This window comes from Planosporangium flavigriseum (assembly GCF_011947225.1).
Classification (GTDB): Bacteria; Actinomycetota; Actinomycetes; order Mycobacteriales; family Micromonosporaceae; genus Planosporangium; species Planosporangium flavigriseum.
Genome location: NZ_JAATVW010000002.1, coordinates 1 through 17,724, shown reverse-complemented (window position 1 = coordinate 17,724; position 17,724 = coordinate 1). Strand labels below are relative to the sequence as shown.

Here is a 17,724-nt window from a genome sequence, read left to right as displayed (position 1 = left end):
GCGACTCCCAAGAAAGCTCAGGGGTTTCTGGTGCAGCGGGCGCGGAACTCTTCCAGCCAGCCGCGTATCTGTTCGTCGCTATAGAGGTATGGGCCATCAGGGCCATGTTCCAGATCGATGCCGCAGAGCATATCCAGCCCCCACCACACCGCCTCGTCATCTACATCAACATCCTCGAGGTCCCACATTTGCTGGGTAGCCCACCGGTCGGCCGCATCACGCGACTGGCTGCCGTTGAGTACCGCGAGGAACCAGGACTCTACCTGCGCGCGACTCGGCGGCTGCGGGACTGGTGACATCAGTTCAGCTTGCCTGCGGCGTGAAGAGGGTCCTGACGGGGCGCAGGAGGAGGCAAACCAGGGCGGCGGTCGGCATGACAATTCCCCATGCCGCTGGGACCCGGCCATCACCGAACATGAAAGCGTCGAGGAAGTGCGCCGCTCCCGAGACCGGCAGCAGGCCAAAGGAGGCGACCCACCACACACGGCTGCCCGTGTACAGGCGAATGACTGCGGTGATCAGCGCAGCGCCGAGCCCTGCCAACGCCAACCCCGTACCAGCGGCCGTGAGCGTCCGGACGAACGCAATACTCACCACAGCGGCGAACAGCATCGGAACGCCATTGATCAAGAGCACAGCAGATGCGAAAACTAGCTCGGCCGGCCGGGCGCGTCTTGAGCTGCTGATCTCCATGCCGGGAGTATGCCAGCCGTCGGCCACGTGCTAAGACACATCGCGCGCCGCATGTACTGCCGAATTGATCTGTTCTGAATCAAGCGCGCCGCGCAAGCGCGGCGCGACCGTGCCGGCGCGGCGCGTCGCGCTCTGGACCTCCGGCCCGCCGCGCACGCGCCGGCCGGCCGCATCAGGTGGCAATGATCTCGGGCGAAGGTCAGCACGGCGGTTCCGGTTGCGACTCCTGCGTCGTGGGCTCCTGCCTATCCGCCTCAAGCAGCCAACGCTTGACACCCAGCTTCTCCAGTGCCATGGGCGCCATGACAGCCGACACGCCTATGAATCCGGCGGGCTGCGGGTCGAACCAGCGGTACAAGAAGTTCAGGCCGATGAACAGCCATGTCAGCCAGACCGCGGCCCAGATCAGATGCCAAACGAGCCGGCGAATCGTCATGATCCAAGTCAAGCAGAGCGGGCCAATCCGGTGGGCACTCCCGCGAAAATTCCGGTGATGCCGTCGCCAGGCCATCACGGTCGCCAGCAGACGCGAGCGCCAGGCCGAGACCGTCCCCCGGTGCTCGACCCTCCACGCCTCTCGGCCGGCGTCAAGGGCGCTTCACGTCGGCTACGCCGATGGCCTACGGCCACCCTTGGCCCCGCCCGAGAGTCGAGGACCCGGCACCTATCGGGGGACGGGGGCAGAGCGGCGACCATGTCGATCTCGAAACGCAAGCCCCAGTCGAGGCGTCCCAGCTCGACGAGATGAGTGCAGATGCGGCGGCGCAGCGGCTGGCGGAAACGCTGGCGACTAGTACGCGGTTCGTCAACAAGCCCCTGTACCAGCTCGTGGACATCGACCTTTCCCGTGACCACCTGGCCGCCACGGTGGCGCTAACGGACTTCATCAGCTACGCGCTCACCCTCGACCTACTCGAGGGCGAGTTACTTGACGGTCTCGCAGATGGCCGGCCCATCCGACCTGGGACATTGCCGCTACGTGATCGGTACCTGCCATCACTCGGCGCCGTCATCGAGGTCAACCGGCGCTTGTGCGCGGGCGGGCCGCTCGCGCTCTTTGCCGCGGCGCGGCCGGGCAGTCGGGCTCGGCGCGGTGAAGCCGACTACGTCATGCTCGTACAGGAACGGTCCGCCAGAGTCCTCAACTCGGCTCGCCGCCTGGCCGTGATTCCGAAGTCGTTCCATGAGCCCCTCGTCGACTTCAGCGACGACGCGCAGTTGTCAGCAACGCTGGAGCGGGAGCTGGAAGAGGAACTGTTCGGGCACACCGAGCTAGATGCCACCGAGGGTGAACGACGGAGCGCAGATCCGCTGCACCTCAGCCGCCTATCCGCACCCATGCGCTGGCTCATCGACCACGCCGATACCGAGCGGTGGCGCATGGAGTGCACGGGGTTCGGGCTCAACCTCGTCAGCGGTAATTTCGAGTTCGCCAGCTTGATCGCCATTGAGGACGAGGAGTGGTGGGCCAGCTTCGGTGGCCAGGTCGAGGCCAACTGGGAATCGGAGGGGCTACGCCGGTACTCCACCCGCGACCGTAAGGGTCTAGCACGACTGGTGCATGATGCGACGTGGAGCAATGAGGGACTGTTCGCCTTCCTGCAAGGACTGCGACGCCTCGCGGAGGCCGGTACAGGTCGGGTAAACCTGCCGTCGACCGAGTTGGAGATGTAGTGGCTGACAACTGGTACAGCGGCAACGCCAACGAGGACGCCAGCGACTATCGCGGGTGGCTCCTGGGGCACTTCATTGGCGCCGAGGACGGGGTGCGCAAGACCCCGGCGCTGGAAGTGAAATGGGGCATTCACCCCGCGGGGCAGGAGCGCGCCGAGTGGGTAACCGGCGAAGAACGGACGACCCTTCTGCTGCTGGTACGCGGGAGGTTCCGCATCGACCTTTCGGTGGGCAGCACCGTTCTGGCGCGTGAGGGCGATTACGTCGTCTGGGGCCCTGGTATCGACCACAGTTGGCACGCCGAGGAAGACTCCGTCGTCGTCACGGTCCGCTGGCCGTCGCTCACTGACTGATAGCTCGCCCTACTGGGCCTTTCGTCCAGGACGCCGCGCAGGCCGGCAAACGAAGTAGCCGCGCCCATGCTGGGCCTCAACGAGGCCTTGAGCTGCAAGCTTGGCAAGTACCAGACGTACCGTGGTTCGGCCTGCGCCGTGCTGTGACACGAGATCACGTTCCGAGGGCAACCTCTCGTCAGGCTTGTACTCGCCACGCTCGATCATGCCGCGCAGCGCCTGCTCCAAACGGTCGGTCACCTCGCCCATGGCCGCAGCGCAACTGATCACACCGCTACTGGTGCGGACCAGCCAGCGTTCGCAACAGGCGCGCGCTTCTCAAGGATCCGTCTGACGCTCGCCACAGAACGAGGCACTCGTTGTCAGAAACCCGACGCACGGGGTCACCATAGCGTCAGTTCCGTGATCATACTTCTCTATCCCAAGCGCCATCTTGTGCGAACGTGGTCTTGTCGGGTGAGCGCTTCTGAACACGTAGATCGGTTGGGTGCATGGCGACACACAACTACGAGGACCTAGGTGACGAGCAGTTTCAAATGCTGTGCCAGGCCCTACTTGTAAGGGAGTATCCCGGACTTCAGTGCCTCCCTGTTGGCATGCCAGACGGCGGACGAGATGCGCTCACACAAGGATCTTCGGGTCGCCGATCCGTGGTCTTCCAGGTGAAGTTCGCAAAAGCGCCAGTATCAATCGATGACCCAGTGAAATGGCTCAAGAGGGCAATCGATGGAGAACTGGAAAAGTTAGAAAAGCTCGTCGTTCGCGGGATGCAGCAATACGTCCTGATCACGAACCTCTCCGCCACCGCACATCTCGACACGGGTCGAGTAGATCTAATCCAGGAATACCTGCGGGTGAAGGCTCCAGTCGACGCGATCTGCTGGTGGAGAGAGGATCTGGACCGGAGGCTGGAGAGCGCCTACGATTTAAAGCTTCGGTACCCCGCTACGCTCAATGGCTCTGACCTTTTGCGCCTCATTTGGGAGACAGTTGCGGCGGGAGACAGTGCAGGTCGCCGGCACGCTGCCATAAATGCATACCTCGGACACCACCACAAACTCGACTCTACTATCCGCTTTAAACAGGTCGAACTGGTGTCGAAGTCGTTGTTTGAGCTATATGTCGACGTACCCGCTCGGGTTGTCCAAACCTCAACAAGAGAGGGAAGCATTGGTGAATCCGAGTTCAATTGGAGACGACTAGCAGCCCGTGCTGCACGCCGCACAGCCGAGGCGCAGCGCCGGAACGTCTATTACGTCGATGACGTCCCTTACTACGCGGACAGACACGGCCGATTAACTCTCCCGCCGGTAGGCGCAGCCGATCTGCTTATGGATCGGAATTTTGCAGCTCACGCCCCTCTTGTTGTCCTGGAAGGGGCGCCGGGACAGGGAAAATCGACTCTTACTCAGTATCTCGCTCAGATCCAACGCGTTCGAATCCTTGATCGCAAGGCCGACGTTGCCAAGTTGCCTCGTGCACACCAGCAATCGCAAGTGCTCTTACCCTTTCGGATGGAGCTAAGAGATCTAGCTGTATGGCTCCGGGGTGAAGATCCCTGGGCGGCTGAGCCCGGTACAAGGCACGACAAGCCCCCAACGCTCGAAGGCGCCTTGTCCGCGCACATAGCCCGCTACTCCGGCGGTGTCGCCTTCGACGTTTCTGATCTGCACCAAATCTTAGGGCAGTTTCCCAGCATATTCCTACTCGATGCTCTTGACGAAGTTGCCGACTTGGACGATCGAAGGGCAGTTGTCGAAGCTGTCACTGAGTCGCTTGCACGATTCGAAGGAAACTCGATCCGCCCTCGCGTCGTGGTTACGACTCGGCCTACATCTATAGTCGGATCTCCCAATTTCCCCGAAGAATCGTTCATGCGACTTTCGCTCGCTTCCCTAGAAGAGTTCCTCGCGTTGGAGTACACCCGACGCTGGGCCAAGGCTCGTCGTCTTGAGGGTGAAGAAAAGCAGCGGTTGCCGCAGACGTTGACGGAAAAGATGCAAGCGCCGCATATTGCTGAGCTGGCGAAGAATACAATGCAGTTGTCGATTCTGTTAAGCCTCTTGCAGCGGCGCGGTGCAAGTCTTCCCGACAAAAGGACTGAGCTTTACACTGCCTACTTCGATATCTTCTTAGATCGCGAGTCGGAGAAGAGTGAGGTTGTGCGAGACAATCGCGCTCTCTTGTTCGACCTGCATCGGTTCCTTGGCTTCCATCTGCACGCCATTGCGGAGGAGACCGGAAAGGGTGGTCGAATTAGCCTCAACAATCTCCGAGAATTGCTATCTGACTACCTGACGAAGGAGAGGCAGCCGCACGACCTAGTCGACGCTTTGCTGAAAGGTGTGGTAGAGCGGTTCGGAGCTCTAGTTTCACGGGTCGAAGGCCAGTATGAATTTGAGGTCCAGCCGCTACAGGAGTATTTTGCTGGCCGGCACTTATATGACACCGCGCCTTACTCGCCACCCGGTCGCGAGCGCCGCGGTACCCTGCCAGACAGATTTGATGGCGTGGCACCCAACCCGTATTGGATGAACGTCACAAGGTTTCTGGCTGGCTGCTTCAGCAAGGGAGAACTTGCGGACCTCGCTGAGAGAGTATGTACGCTGATACGTCAGCCTGAACAGAAGCTGAGCCCATTCCCGCGAAGCCTAGCGGTCGCGCTGCTTCAAGACTGGGTCTTCAGCCAGTCACCCAAGGCCACGGAACAAGTCGTAGATGCTGTATTCGACGAAGTAGGTCTTACGTGGGCTATCACCGGCAAGCTCGACCCCGATCAGACGCCCGAAAGGGTTCTTCGGCTTCCTAAAGGTGGTGGTGCCGAATACCTGGCAGAAATATGCTGGAAGGGCCTACTAGCTGAAGGCATGACGGAACGCGCTCAGGGTCTGTGTGCGTTGATTCGCCGAAACTCGCACGACGACGAGATTAGGTCCCGATGGCTCGTCGAGTATGGCAAACTAAGCGGAACCGTCCGGACTGACTGGGTTCAGGTCGGCGTGTGGCTCGGCGTAATGGGATTGCTCAACCGTCAGGAAGTAAGGCAGATAATCGACGAAATGATTGCTGCCGACTCAAAATTCATCATCACTGAGATTTGCCTCACGGATGCCGACACCTCGGGCTTGGAAGACTCTGCATTGGTGGAGACAGTAAGAGCAGTCTTAGATAGTCCATCGGCTAACGGAGGGATTGTCTCTGGGGCGAAGGCCGAGACTATCCTTAGCTACTTCTCTGGTCTTGTTCAGCCGTCACTTTGGTACATGGTGTCTCGATTCCGAGGCTGGCGGCCTACGCCGTTCCCAGCGGAGTTACGTCGGCAAGGAACAAAAGGCCCCACAGTGCGCTCGCTCAAGCGGGTAAGCATCCGCATGAATGAGCTGTTGCTCTCCCAAAAGTTTGGCGATGTGCAAACTTTTGGCGAGGCCTGTGCTGCGCTTGAAGAAGCCTTCGGTCGATCGTGGACATCAATCGAAATCGCACTCGTACCGGCTGCGCTTTCACGACTTGCCAAACCGAAAGGAACGGTCTCAGACTTAGTGGGAGGCGATGAGCCTCTGTATCTTAGGTTCATGGGTGCGAGAGCGAAGTCGTCGGATTTGGCGTGGTGGGATAAGCAGCGAAGTGAAGCGGCGAGCGAATACGACATTGGCTTATGGCTACTGGGATTGGCGCTTTGGGCGGATGTGGCAATCATCGCTCAGCGATTCCAGGAAATTGACGCAGCCGTACGTGATATCGGCGACGAGCACACAGAGCGCGTACTACGTGCGGCGGACCGCGCCGTCGTGTTCATGCCAGAGAGAAGGCGTTCGAGGCTGGAATCTGGTCATCGTGGCAATGTCTCCGTTGATGCTCTCTGCCTTGTGCGTGAAAGGCTGGCTAAACCCACGTCTCGCCAAATTCTGCGTAGCAGATTCTTGGAGGGCATGAAGGATTCCCGTACCGCCTCTGCCGCTCTTGCATGGCTTGTCGAAGATTTGGGGCGTGGGCGAGGAATCCCAACCGAGGAGCTACTCGGCCGTATGAAGATTGCGACAGCTCTAGGTGGAACTACAGGTGAGGCTACCTGGAGGAAGCGCTTCTCGGTGGGGCGGCTACGCGGCATGGTCGAGCAAGTATTCGCTACGCCACAATCGTTCCCGCCACGGCTCTTAGAAGTTGTCAGCAATGCAGTATTGGACAGGGGGCGGAAGATGCCGTCGGTGTTGAGTATAGGCGAGGAGCAAGGTTGGTTCTCGGAAACGGATGCGTAGGGACATCGCACGAGAAGCGGAACCAATGTCGCCTTTCTTGTTGACCACACGGGTTTAGGTGTGATCATTTCATCTGAGACCTGTGACCCGTTGGATGAACTTTTCCTCACGAGATCAAGGGCGCGCAAAGCGCGCCGGCGCGCCGCCCGCGTGCGGCGCGCCGTGCGGAACACGAACTCGAACGACACCGGCACCCTTATCGCGCTGGGGATCGACATCGCCCCGTCCTCCGTGTCTGCGACCGGCGCTCTTTCTTGGTGCACCTGCTTCGATGCACCGGACTCGGCGGGGCCAACCCGCCGGGGGCTCTTTGCCATGGCCGGATTGTCTTGGGAGAATCCTGGAACTCGACGCCGGACCTGTCAACGATTATCCCAAGACAATTTTGGGGGAGGGGCACGCAGTGGCTGTGCACTCGCGCTACCTGGACATCGCTTCGCAGATCCGAGAGCGGATCGAGAACGGCGAGTGGGCGCCAGGCGCCAAGCTCCCCACCCTGGACGCTTTCGCGGCGGAGTACGGCGCGAACCGGGACACGGTCGGTCGGGCGATCGGCGCCCTGGAGTCGGAGGGGTTCGTCTGGGCGGTGCAGGGGCGCGGGGTCATCGTCCGGCACGGCACGATGCGGCCGCGTCGACCGCGGGGAAACCTGGTGAAGCGCAACGCCACCGCCCCCGGCTACTCCTTCCCCTCCGCGTCCAGCCAAGAGGTGTGGAAGCACCACATGCCGCCGACCGCGTCCCCCGAGCCGCTGAACGACCCACGCATCGCCAAGCTGCTCGGCGTCCCCGTGGGCACGAAGGTGATGCGCCGCTTCCGGGTCACCGGACCCGAGTCGGAACCCCCATTCCAGATCAACGTCTCGTGGATCCACCCGCGCGTGGCCGACATCCCCGGCGTGGCCTCCCAGGCGCCCGGCCCCGGTGATTGGCTGTACCGGATCGAGGGGGCCGGCCACTGGCCCATCAGCTGGATGGAAATCCACCGGGCGCGGATGCCTACCAAGAACGAGGCGGCCCTTCTGGAGATCCCGACCACGCTGCCCGTACTAGAGATCGTGCGGGTGGGCACGTCCGGCAGCGACGACAAGCCGGTCGAGGTGACCGAGTACATCGTGGCCAGCGACCGGGTCGAAACCGTCCACGTTCTGCACCGCGACGAGAACGCACAGGATCCCTGGCCCGACGACATCGAGACGACCGACGATCGCGAAACGGCAGGTGAACCGTGACTTCGACTATCAGTGTTGAAGCCGCCGGCCGCACGCACATCGGCCTCGTACGCCGACGCAACGAGGACGCCATGTACGTGGGCCGGTCGCTGTTCGCGGTCGCGGACGGGCTCGGCGGCCATCCCGCCGGGAACATTGCCAGTGCCGCCGCGATCGAGGCCTTGCCGCACTATGACCGTCCAGTTGATCCGGCCGACCTTCCCGCCACCCTCGGACGAGCGGTCAGAGCAGCAAACGAGGCACTGCGCCACAAGATCGAAGCCGAGCCGCAATTGGCGGGCATGGGAACCACGCTCGTGGCGCTGCTGTGGTCCGGGACGGCCGCCATCCTGGCCAACGTCGGCGACTCCCGTGTCTACCTGCTACGCGACGGCGGGACAGTGCAGATCACTGAGGATCACACGTACGGCCACCTGGTGGCCGACGCCGCCAACGTGCCGAACCTCCCCGAACGCCTGTCCCGCTGGCTCGACGGTCGAGCCGACGGCCGATCCCCAGACCTCAGCACCTGGGACATGCGCCCCGGCGACCGGTTCCTGCTGTGCTCAGACGGCCTTAGTTCGTACGTACCGTTCGACCTCATCAACGCCACCCTCAGGTCACCGAGCGACCCGAACGAGGTAGCCGATCGACTCATCACACTGGCTATCGACCACGGCGGCTCAGACAACGTGACGGTGGTCGTCATTGACGTACGCGAGTACCGCGTCCCACCTGATGCTTGACGATTCCGTCCTAGGTGATGCTTGCCTGGGGGCGCGTGGAGGTATGTACCGCGCATCCCGCACGATCAGGAATGCGCGCCGCCGGCCATGAGGTTCCGCAGTTGTTGGACCCTGCGTTCTGCACCAGATCGTGAGTATGAGCCGAGCCCTCGGATGGGCAAAGCCTCGTTGTCGTCGCAGGTGCGTATGACCGGAGCGAACAGAGGCAGTCCCGCTCGTTGGTCGACCTGCTCGCACTGGACCGCCTCGACCGTGCTCCACGGTATGACCCGCTCACGGCTGTCGAAGCCGCGGATTCGCATTCCGTCTGAGTCGATGACAACGCCAAGTCGAAGTGCCCGCCACATCCCGGCCACGCCACTGATGACGAGCACGCACCCCAGCGTGATGCCGAACCAGTCGCGCTTGGCCAGGACTTCGCCATTGGTGAAGTACATGACGCCAAGCAGCGCCCAGACGACGAAAAGCACAACCAGGAGCGGCGTCTGGATACGTGGCCTGATGACGATGCGACCCATGGTCGATCATGCTACGGAGGCGACCTCGCCAAGGCTCCATTTCCGCCGACTAGGGCCGACTCTGACTAGGGCTACGCGCCTACATGTGTGGCCGGCCGCCGGCGTCTAAAACTGACGGTCATCGTTGACGCCTGGGTCTCCGGAGACTATGGAGACCATCTATGTCTAAGCCCGCTGTCGACCCGGGACAAGCCGAGCAGACCCCCGCCTGGGCCGCCAGCGTCCGTACCTACGTCACGGTCCGTTCGATGTGGCGGCCCACGCGGGGGCCCGCTCCCCGAACGACGGGTCGGCGGCGAACGGGATGGCGGAAGTGGCGGTCGTCTAAGGCAGTCCATATAGAAGCTTCAGTCGGTGCTGCGCTCCACGTCCGAAATGGAAGTCATCGGGGGCTGTCTGATTATCAAGCTCGGGCTTGTACCCAGATAGGCGTTGGACCGGCGTCTCCCGTATTAAGTCATCTAACGCCTGCGTGGCTGCCGGGATGAGTTGGTCGACGAAGACGTCTGCCTCAATAGTTGTCATTCCGCGTTCGGTATGGACTCCCCAAGCGGACGATCCACCGATATTTTCGAGCGCCTCGAGCACCTCATTAATTTCGTCTATCTCCAGCAATACTCGTGTTTCTGTGCCGCTAGTCTGCGAATAGGCGGCACCTTGAAGACCCTCATTGTGAATGGTGTTACGGAGTAACCGGCATACTGTTAGAACATCACTTGCTGGAGTGTCCCTGTCGACAAGGGCCGCCAGACTAGGAGCGACCGACTGTACGGACTTAATCCAATCGGCTCTCTGCCAGGCAACGTTTTGCTTTCGGGTTCCGAGCCCGCAAGAAATGTCGGCGACCCGGGCGGTCACATCGAAGGCGGCAACAAGGGAGACGAGCAGCCAGTCGAAGTTGGCAAGCAGGTCGTCCTGCCTGGTTCCCGTATGCGGCAAGTACGTCAAGCGGTGAATCTCGTCACGAAGTTTAAGTGTTCGCGCAATTCGTGTGATGCAAGAGCCAGCAAGTGCCCCGGCGACGGTGCTACCGCCTGAAAATGTATGGGCGTAAGCGGCACTCATCCACCTCCATGCAGAGGGCAGAAGAGCACGTGCAGTTGCCCACTGGAATCCCCACGCTGACGATTTGATGGTCAATCCGCCCATAAAAACGAAGTCGTCTCTACATCGCAATAGCAGGCCTATCAATGCGAGGGCTTGCTTCGGTGACGCGATATTGACGGCCGGAACGCTCGCTTTCCCGGAAAGGAGCCAATCGCAGTCAGTGACGACCAGGTCCGCTCCAATCTCGGAGCCAACACTCGAAAGCATGACCGCATCGTGTGCCTGTTCTTCGGATAGTCCGAGCGCCCTTCCTTCCGACACATATTTGAGTCGCTGCCGATAGGGCCATATTCCTCTGAGGGATTCGGCATCCTTCGACAAGACTCGAAATGGTCGCATGTCCTCATCTGGGTATGGGGCGTCTAGAACGACCTTCTTTTTGAAGGAGTCGCTCTCTACGCTCATTGCAATCGCATCAAGCGCTTTGTGGCGCAAGTACGATCTCAGCATCGTGACTGCGTCCGGGGTGCCCTCCATGGCATCACCGCCAGGTAGCAGTCGGAGGCCGTCGGTCGGGCCGGAAGCCAGGTGTGCGTCAACGAGAACCGTCAAGGGACGGTTCGCCAGAGGGTGGCCAAACGGATGCGGGTCTCGGGCCTTGGCCTGAGGGACTCGATAGCGGGGAATGGTCACGAAGATCACTAAAGCACGGCCGCGGCCATCGAGCCCACAAATCTTCCGCGTCATAAGCAAGCAATCAAAGCGAGCGACCCAGCCTATGGAGCATGGCGGACGCAAGCCCACAAGGGCAGGTTGCTTAGGTGCATGATCATGTCGATGAGAGGCGCCGCGGGCTCACGGCCATACCCCCAAGCTGATTGAACCGGGATGACAGCCGCTCGGACGATGGTGGTGTCGACGGTCGGACGACACTAGTCGCCCACTGCGGTTGATTGACTGCTTCGTGGCCGCTCAGGCAGGCATGGAGGACACACGGTGATCGGAATCGCGGGGCCTGACACGTTCGCCCACGGGGGGATCATCGACGCCCTGGCGGCGGTGATTGTCTGCGCCGCGTTGGGTGTACTGCTACTGGGGGCGTTCAGTGCGATACGTGGCCGACGCTTAAGCAGCGGGAGTCCACTCGCCAAGCAGACCGGGCAGGGCAGCGTTCGGCGCCTCGGCCTGGCGCAGGTTCTCTTCGGTACCGGAGCATTGACTTTGGGGCTACAACCCTTCCTGCTCTTGACCTGGTTGTCCCGCACTATCCTTCTGTCTCTGGCCGCCGTGCTCATCACTGCTGGCGCTGTCTGGATGGCTGCAATTCTCTTCCGTGCTGGTGCCCGCACTGCATGACCCGCAGCGACCCGGCCGAGCTGAAGAAGGTCGGCTCGGACCGGCAGTACAGCAGCGAAGTACAGCAACCGACCGCACCGAACCAGACCATGAGGAACCACAACAGCCCGGCTGACCTCCCACGGGACCACAAGAGACCGCGTTGCCCGTAGTTCACACCGAAGGGGTCAGGCGTTCCCATGACCGCTCAGTCCTGAGTATGCGTTCCAATCCCTTCGCTCTCTAGATCACCCAGTCAGTGACTTCTGACGGCGAGGATGGGGAAGCCCACGGGGACTTCTTGTCCAGGACGGACAAGGATGCCGGCGACTACACCAGCGACGGTGGCTGGAATCTCGGTATCGACCTTGTCGGTTGACACCTCCGCGACGGGATCGTTGAGCGCTACATGCTCGCCCACGCTCTTGCTAATTCGCACAACGGTGGCGCTGGCGACGCCTCGGCCGAGCGGTGGGACGGTTATCGCGACTGACCCTTCCGGCAAATCGGGCCATGGCTGTTGTTGCAGCACGGCTGCCTTCGCTCGCCGCCGCCGATCCCGTAAGGCGATCGCGATCCCAGCCCCGATGAGGACGACGGGCAGGACATCGGTCAGCACCGTATGAAGGAGGTCCAAGGTCCACGACACGTGACGAGTGTGCGGTACGGGGGCCTTGGACGGAAGCACGCCGGATGCGCCCGACGGTCAGCAGGACGCACGACTCGGGTGACAGCAACGCTGACAGCAACCGTGGCTGCCAACGTCGACCGGGCATGGACCTGACCGGACGGCTTGTCGCACCTCGCCGGCCACGGCTAGCGCGCCTCGGCCGAGCTCTTAATTCGGGGCTCCAACCACGGTTTGGTGAGATCATCAGATCGTGATTACCGCGACTGAGCGCCTCGGATGGCCGGAGAGGCGTTGGGCCGACTGGTTGTGGTTGCGGCCGCTGTGGCCAGGCGAGTATCAGCGCAGACTTGTCTACGAAGATCAACCCGGTACGCCGACTGCCACCTGTCATCTCCAGTTCGCAGACGACCGCCCCGCACTCTGTGGCTACCAGTGGGAGGGCCTCGTTGCCATCCCCGGTAACCCGCCGTTTGATTCGCTAGACGACTGGCTTCGGTGCGACGAGTGCGCCGAGGCGGCAACGCGCAACCCCTGAGCCGATACCGAGGCTGGGTGACTATCCGAGTGACAACAGGGACGCACGTTGGTGGATGTCCACGGACCTCGGCGGATTGTCTCCCCAGGTCAGTGGGTAAAGAAGCACAGGTCAAGCGACCGTGATCGTTGCCTGGGGGTCAAGGAGTCTCCGGATCGCGCCCAGCAATTTCGCTGTCCAACGCCGGGATACGTCGCGTTACGGATCATTCGTCTTTATGTAAGTGGTCGTCGTGCTCATATCGAAGTTGTGTCAAGAGCAGACTACCTAGGCCAAGCACCCCGATCGCGTAACGCCGTGCGTCGTCGCGTCGCTGAATACGGTGTCGGTCGACGTTGCTCAGCGCCTGGGCGAAGCCCATGGCGAGCCCCCGCCATCCCTCCCACTCGCCTCGTGTTCGGCCTAAGCGGTACTCGCTGTCATCTGCGAAAACTCTTGCATAGAGCCCTTTGCCGACAAGTTCGCCATCGTCCTTCGACTTCGGGTGGCCGGCCCACGCGCGAACTCGGTCCTCTACGAAGATGGCAGTTTGGCTCGCTATCTGTCCCCACTGCTCGTCCTCTACCAGGCCCTTAACGTGTTCCCACAGATCTGGGTCGTAGGCGCGCACGTCCACTGGCTCGGAGTCGTCTGCCACAAGGAGCTTTAGTTCGTAGATGGCAGCGTCGATGAACCCGACGGCTTGCTGAACCCCGGCGATGTACGACTCACGGTCAGGGTCAGGATCTTGGCCGCCAAAGTAGACGCCGAGATGGTACGAGATGTCGCGGAATCGCTCGATGATGGTATGAGTTGGGCCGAGTGAGCGGGTCAACACGGCTTCCACTCGTGCCTTCCATGAGGTGAATAGCGCTTCGGCTCGAATGGCGAGCAGGTCCTCAGATTCGGTCCGAAGCTTCTCCAACTCGGCTATGGCAACAGTGGGGCGCATGGTGGGACGATACCCGCGAGGGCTGGCGCTGCTCTGCGATGATCCCTGGCCCAACCTTCCATAGATTCTCAGTGGGGCAACGATGTACAGCAGGCTACGACGAATGGGCACCGTCAGACCACGACAGGCCGTCTGATCTCGTAGCCAACCGCGGACAACCTCACCGCCGTCACTTCGTAGGTTCATGGTGAGCGAGGCGGGGGCAGGCTTGATCAGGCCGTCTCCAGGCCGTGGGACGTAGACCAGCAGTGACCAATGTCGACCACGGGTGACGGACGTCGCCGCAGTTCAGGCGGCTTCGGTTCATATTTGCCTAGGTCTTCTCGTCCACCAGGCCACTGCAAGTGGAAGTAACGCCGGCCCGAGCAAGGGGCTGAGGCGCGTCGTGGGCTGTTGTAACCATGGGGGCACACACGGGGCACAAGACACCGTGAAACGTCGACAACGGCCAACCACTGACGTGAAGCCAGAGGGCCACCCGACCAGCGCGGCAGCTACCCCGGTCCAGGTCGGCGAGATAGCGGTCGTAGTTCCGCTTCAACGTCTGAATCGAGCACGGTCCGGCGCCCCGGTTGTGGCACATCCGGGGCGCCGGACCACGCGTCGGTGGATGCCCCTACTTTGCTGTCCAGCGGTCTTGGTGAAGCGCCGCGTCCAGTGGACGACGTTGCCGCCAGCCGTGGCGCTCCAGGTCGGGTGTGGTCTCCAGGTGGGTCACCGGGCCGAGGCACAGCCACGCGACGGGACGGATCCGTTCCGGGATGTCGAGGAGGTCCCGGACAAAGGGTTCACGGTAGAAGGACACCCAGCCGACGCCGAGACCTTCCGCCGTCGCGGCTAGCCACAAGTTCTGGATGGCCAGGCACACCGAGTACAACCCGGCGTCGGCGATAGCGTGCCGTCCCAACACGGCCGGACTGCCCCGGTCGGGGTCGTAGGTCACCACGATCGACAGGCTGGATTCCAGAACCCCGTCGATCTTGATCCGTGCGAATCGTTGCGCCGCCTCGGGATCCAGTGTCTCCGCGAAGCAGTCCCGCTCGTGTTGTACATGTGCGAAGAATTCGCGGCGTAGCGCTACGTCGCGAACCAGGATGAAGTCCCACGGCTGGGTGAGCCCAACGCTGGGCGCGGCGTGCGCTGCTGTCAGCACCCGGCGCAACGACTTGTCCGGGATCGGTTCGCCGGTGAACTGGGCTCGCACGTCCCGGCGCCGGTGGATAACGTCATAGATGTTCGCGTTCATGGGCAGGCTCCCGCTGCGTCTTGGCCACCGATAGGTGGCCGGTCATGCGAGGCCGGTCTTCGGACTCCCGGATCAACACCTCGCCACCTGCCTTCCCAGCCATCCGGCCAGTGGCTGCGCATACGCGCGTAGGTGGCAGCTCCCCGGTCACCGCGGCGGGCCCGTGCCGGACTTGCACCGGCTTCCCGATTCTCCCCGTCAGCGACGAGGCACCTCGCAACAGTTCGTGCCAGCCGAGACTCTAGCCCGGCTCAGTGGTGAAGCATTAGGTGGGGACGCGACTGTGCGGTATCAACCTGGACACGGTAGGACTCTTAGGCCGGCTATAAGCGTCCTAAGTGTCCAAGATCTATGGGTGGAAGCCCAGCCCACGAGCCGATAGTGCAGGTCGCCTGCGACGGGCGTCGGCAGGTCTGCCGTGGCCTCCACTCTGGCTGCCCTGCGCGTCGGCACGATCCTGTTCACGTCCACGATCGCCGCGCTGGCTACCAGCCCGGCACCACAGGATTGCCGGTCATGACGGTCCGACACCAACGGCGAGCGGCGATGCCTCCACGTCATTGGCTGTTATTCATGGCCAGTTGACGTCGAAGGTCATGCAGGTCGCCCAGGACCCAGGCGTCGGTGAGGAGGCCTGCGGCGGCGGTGAAGAAGGCTGCGCCGGAGTAGCTGAACCTACGGCCCGTGGGCGGGAAGTCGAGCAGGGGACCGGTGTGCGTACCCGAGTAGAGCAGCCGGGCGGCTGCCTGGTCGCCGTCGGTGACCAGGGTGATGATCTGGTTGTGGAAGTCCGACGAGCCGCGTCGTATGTGGTCGCGGTATGCCCGCCAGCCGCTGCGGCCGGTGGTCTGCTGACCAAGGGAGCCTCGAAAGCTGAAGTCGGACGCCAGCGTGTGCTCCACGGCCGAATCGTCCCAGTTGTTCCAGAGCTGCTCGTAGAACCGGCGAACCAGGGATCCGATGTCTTCGTGCACGCTGGAGTCCTTCGGGAAGCCACCGGACCGAGCTCGAGCCGGTGATTGATTACCTGACAAGGGTAGGCACAGCTTTCAACCAGGCTCTCCGCGCCGGTGAGCTGGTAGGGCCACCGGTGGTCGATCCGCCGAGGCCGCCCATCGGCGCGCTGCTCGGGTGCTGGCCCGTGGTGACCCCGACGGCCGCCGCGCCGAGGTACCCGGCCCGCCGTCCCGGGGGAGTAGACGATCCATGGACGGGGTACCAGCTACGGGTATTTCTCCAGGTGGGAGTAGCGCTGATGACTACCAAGGAACCGGCGGAGATCGCCCAGGCAGCTGTCGCGACGGGGGTCAAGAAAGCCCATTTGAGGTGGGACAAAGTTCTCGTCGGGGGCTTTCTCGCCGGCGCGTACATCGCCTTCGGCGGGCTCCTCGCCGTCGCCGTCTCGTCCGGGCTCGACCCCAAGACCTGGGGCAGTGTGCCGACTCTGATCACGGGTTCGGTGTTCACGCTCGGCCTGGTCCTCGTCCTGGTCGCCGGCTCCCACCTCGCGACCGGCAACATGCTCCTGGTGCCGATCGGTGCCATGCAGCGGCGGCTGAACTGGCGCGAGGTGGTCGGCAACCTCACCCTCGTGCTGATCGGCAACCTCGCCGGCGCGCTGTTCGTCGCGTACTTCCTCGCCGTCCAGAGCGGGGTCATCGGCCACGTCGGCGCCGAGTCGGGTACCTCCGGCGCGATGACGTACCAACGTCTCGCGGGTATCGCCAGCCTGAAAGCGCTGCACGAGAACGAATGGCAGATCTTCCTGCGCGCGGTGGGATGCAACTGGCTGGTGTGTCTAGCCGTGTGGATCTCGCTCGCCGCCGAGAACGTAGCGGACAAGGTACTCGGGATCTTCTTCCCCATCATGGGGTTCGTTGCGATGGGCTTCGATCACGTCGTGGCGAACATGTTCTTCCTGCCAGCCGCGATCTTCGCCGGAATGCCGGGCCTCGGCTGGGGCGACGTTCTGCACAACTGGGTTTTCGCGTTCTTGGGGAACCTGGTCGGCGCGGTGGTGTTCGTCGCGACGTCCTATTGGTACATGTACCTGCGCGACGAGCCGTCGAAGGAAAGACCGCGGGAATACACGTAAAGCCCGGGACCGGCACGTTTGACGTGCCGGTCCCTGCTTGCCGTGCAGAAACTACGGTCAGGAGGTCTCGGTCCGGCGTCGGTTGCGGCGGAAGTTGACCACGAGCAGGGCCGTGCCGATGCCGATCATGAGCAAACCGAAAGCGATCAGGGGTTGGATCGAGGTTCCGGTGATCGGCAGTGCCGGGGTGCTGGCGCCGGCGACAGGGGGCGAGTCGTTACCCCCGGTGCCAGCCGGGCTGCTCTCGGAGGGGTACGGCAGGCCGAGCCCGATGGTGGCGTGAATCTCGATCGTGGCGATGATGATGTTGGCAACGATGTTGATCACCGTCACCGTGCCCGCGCTGGGGTTCGCGATGTAGGCGTAGGCGCAGTCCCGTGGCGTTGCCGCCACGGTCGGGTTCGTGAGCCCGGAGATGGTCGTGCCGACCGTCTGGGTGGCGGTGTCGATGACC

Annotated in this window: 18 protein-coding genes and 1 riboswitch; of the genes, 7 read left to right on the top strand and 11 right to left on the bottom strand. The window is 62.4% G+C overall.

Annotated features, from left to right (window positions below):
• Positions 1–17: 17 nt before the first annotated feature.
• The 3 genes from HC028_RS02760 to HC028_RS02750 form a co-directional block, all read right to left on the bottom strand.
• Entirely contained in the window at positions 18–299 is a 282-nt protein-coding gene (locus HC028_RS02760) for a hypothetical protein (protein ID WP_168072367.1), read from the bottom strand.
• A gap of 4 nt (positions 300–303) precedes the next feature.
• The gene (locus tag HC028_RS02755) at positions 304–693 is read right to left on the bottom strand and encodes a hypothetical protein (RefSeq protein ID WP_168072365.1); all 390 of its coding nucleotides are present in this window, start codon (positions 691–693) and stop codon (positions 304–306) included.
• Positions 694–892: 199 nt separating this feature from the next.
• Positions 893–1,129, bottom strand: coding sequence for a hypothetical protein (locus HC028_RS02750; protein WP_168072362.1), 237 nt, complete (start codon positions 1,127–1,129; stop codon positions 893–895).
• 308 nt (positions 1,130–1,437) lie between these two features.
• Here HC028_RS02750 and HC028_RS02745 point away from each other — a divergent pair, with 308 nt between their 5' ends.
• Entirely contained in the window at positions 1,438–2,367 is a 930-nt protein-coding gene (locus tag HC028_RS02745) for a hypothetical protein (protein WP_168072360.1), read from the top strand.
• On the top strand, positions 2,367–2,720 hold the full coding sequence (locus HC028_RS02740; RefSeq protein WP_168072357.1) for a signal peptidase I: 354 nt from the start codon (positions 2,367–2,369) through the stop codon (positions 2,718–2,720). The genes HC028_RS02745 and HC028_RS02740 overlap by 1 nt, the downstream gene beginning before the upstream one ends.
• A 9-nt stretch (positions 2,721–2,729) precedes the next feature.
• Here HC028_RS02740 and HC028_RS02735 read toward each other — a convergent pair whose 3' ends face one another.
• On the bottom strand, positions 2,730–2,969 hold the full coding sequence (locus HC028_RS02735; protein WP_168072354.1) for a winged helix-turn-helix domain-containing protein: 240 nt from the start codon (positions 2,967–2,969) through the stop codon (positions 2,730–2,732).
• A 401-nt stretch (positions 2,970–3,370) separates the two neighbouring features.
• Between HC028_RS02735 and HC028_RS02730 the strand changes: the two genes are divergently transcribed.
• The 3 genes from HC028_RS02730 to HC028_RS02720 all read left to right on the top strand — a co-directional run bounded on the left by HC028_RS02730 (position 3,371) and on the right by HC028_RS02720 (position 8,932).
• On the top strand, positions 3,371–6,976 hold the full coding sequence (locus HC028_RS02730; RefSeq protein ID WP_168072351.1) for an NACHT domain-containing protein: 3,606 nt from the start codon (positions 3,371–3,373) through the stop codon (positions 6,974–6,976).
• A 94-nt stretch (positions 6,977–7,070) separates the two neighbouring features.
• Positions 7,071–8,207 carry a GntR family transcriptional regulator gene (locus HC028_RS28045; protein ID WP_338091268.1) on the top strand — a complete coding sequence of 379 codons (1,137 nt, stop codon included), beginning with the start codon at positions 7,071–7,073 and terminating at the stop codon, positions 8,205–8,207.
• Positions 8,208–8,245: 38 nt separating this feature from the next.
• Positions 8,246–8,932: a PP2C family protein-serine/threonine phosphatase gene (locus tag HC028_RS02720; protein ID WP_168073313.1), complete on the top strand. Its 687-nt coding sequence runs from the start codon at positions 8,246–8,248 to the stop codon at positions 8,930–8,932.
• A 65-nt stretch (positions 8,933–8,997) separates the two neighbouring features.
• Here the strand turns inward: HC028_RS02720 and HC028_RS02715 are convergent, their stop codons facing one another.
• Positions 8,998–9,450, bottom strand: coding sequence for a hypothetical protein (locus HC028_RS02715; protein ID WP_168072345.1), 453 nt, complete (start codon positions 9,448–9,450; stop codon positions 8,998–9,000).
• A gap of 324 nt (positions 9,451–9,774) precedes the next feature.
• Positions 9,775–11,034, bottom strand: coding sequence for a hypothetical protein (locus HC028_RS02710; RefSeq protein ID WP_168072343.1), 1,260 nt, complete (start codon positions 11,032–11,034; stop codon positions 9,775–9,777).
• A gap of 459 nt (positions 11,035–11,493) precedes the next feature.
• Between HC028_RS02710 and HC028_RS02705 the strand changes: the two genes are divergently transcribed.
• Positions 11,494–11,853: a hypothetical protein gene (locus tag HC028_RS02705; RefSeq protein WP_168072341.1), complete on the top strand. Its 360-nt coding sequence runs from the start codon at positions 11,494–11,496 to the stop codon at positions 11,851–11,853.
• 235 nt (positions 11,854–12,088) lie between these two features.
• Here HC028_RS02705 and HC028_RS28325 read toward each other — a convergent pair whose 3' ends face one another.
• The 4 genes from HC028_RS28325 to HC028_RS02685 form a co-directional block, all read right to left on the bottom strand.
• The gene (locus tag HC028_RS28325) at positions 12,089–12,481 is read right to left on the bottom strand and encodes a biotin/lipoyl-containing protein (RefSeq protein WP_203981610.1); all 393 of its coding nucleotides are present in this window, start codon (positions 12,479–12,481) and stop codon (positions 12,089–12,091) included.
• Positions 12,482–13,203: 722 nt separating this feature from the next.
• On the bottom strand, positions 13,204–13,929 hold the full coding sequence (locus HC028_RS02695; protein ID WP_203981611.1) for a TIGR02391 family protein: 726 nt from the start codon (positions 13,927–13,929) through the stop codon (positions 13,204–13,206).
• A 616-nt stretch (positions 13,930–14,545) separates the two neighbouring features.
• Positions 14,546–15,175: a 5,6-dimethylbenzimidazole synthase gene (bluB, locus tag HC028_RS02690; protein WP_168072338.1), complete on the bottom strand. Its 630-nt coding sequence runs from the start codon at positions 15,173–15,175 to the stop codon at positions 14,546–14,548.
• Positions 15,176–15,208: 33 nt separating this feature from the next.
• A riboswitch (cobalamin riboswitch) is annotated at positions 15,209–15,407 on the bottom strand.
• 325 nt (positions 15,408–15,732) lie between these two features.
• Complete coding sequence (locus HC028_RS02685; protein ID WP_168072330.1) at positions 15,733–16,149, bottom strand: ester cyclase; 417 nt, start codon at positions 16,147–16,149, stop codon at positions 15,733–15,735.
• Between the two features lie 281 nt (positions 16,150–16,430).
• Here HC028_RS02685 and HC028_RS02680 point away from each other — a divergent pair, with 281 nt between their 5' ends.
• Complete coding sequence (locus tag HC028_RS02680; RefSeq protein ID WP_168072328.1) at positions 16,431–17,270, top strand: formate/nitrite transporter family protein; 840 nt, start codon at positions 16,431–16,433, stop codon at positions 17,268–17,270.
• 57 nt (positions 17,271–17,327) lie between these two features.
• On the opposite strand, the gene HC028_RS02675 is transcribed toward HC028_RS02680, so the two are convergent.
• The coding region (locus HC028_RS02675) for an LPXTG cell wall anchor domain-containing protein (protein ID WP_168072326.1) at positions 17,328–17,724 on the bottom strand (397 nt) is incomplete at its 5' end.

What these genes read in the sequence shown, in the direction of transcription:
- HC028_RS02760 (WP_168072367.1), bottom strand. Translation starts at nt 299, where the DNA reads ATGTCACCAGTCCCGCAGCCGCCGAGTCGCGCGCAGGTAGAGTCCTGG.
- HC028_RS02755 (WP_168072365.1), bottom strand. Translation starts at nt 693, where the DNA reads ATGGAGATCAGCAGCTCAAGACGCGCCCGGCCGGCCGAGCTAGTTTTC.
- HC028_RS02750 (WP_168072362.1), bottom strand. Translation starts at nt 1,129, where the DNA reads ATGACGATTCGCCGGCTCGTTTGGCATCTGATCTGGGCCGCGGTCTGG.
- HC028_RS02745 (WP_168072360.1), top strand. Translation starts at nt 1,438, where the DNA reads ATGAGTGCAGATGCGGCGGCGCAGCGGCTGGCGGAAACGCTGGCGACT.
- HC028_RS02735 (WP_168072354.1), bottom strand. Translation starts at nt 2,969, where the DNA reads ATGGGCGAGGTGACCGACCGTTTGGAGCAGGCGCTGCGCGGCATGATC.
- HC028_RS28045 (WP_338091268.1), top strand. Translation starts at nt 7,071, where the DNA reads ATGAACTTTTCCTCACGAGATCAAGGGCGCGCAAAGCGCGCCGGCGCG.
- HC028_RS02715 (WP_168072345.1), bottom strand. Translation starts at nt 9,450, where the DNA reads ATGGGTCGCATCGTCATCAGGCCACGTATCCAGACGCCGCTCCTGGTT.
- HC028_RS02710 (WP_168072343.1), bottom strand. Translation starts at nt 11,034, where the DNA reads ATGGAGGGCACCCCGGACGCAGTCACGATGCTGAGATCGTACTTGCGC.
- HC028_RS02695 (WP_203981611.1), bottom strand. Translation starts at nt 13,929, where the DNA reads ATGCGCCCCACTGTTGCCATAGCCGAGTTGGAGAAGCTTCGGACCGAA.
- bluB (WP_168072338.1), bottom strand. Translation starts at nt 15,175, where the DNA reads ATGAACGCGAACATCTATGACGTTATCCACCGGCGCCGGGACGTGCGA.
- HC028_RS02680 (WP_168072328.1), top strand. Translation starts at nt 16,431, where the DNA reads ATGACTACCAAGGAACCGGCGGAGATCGCCCAGGCAGCTGTCGCGACG.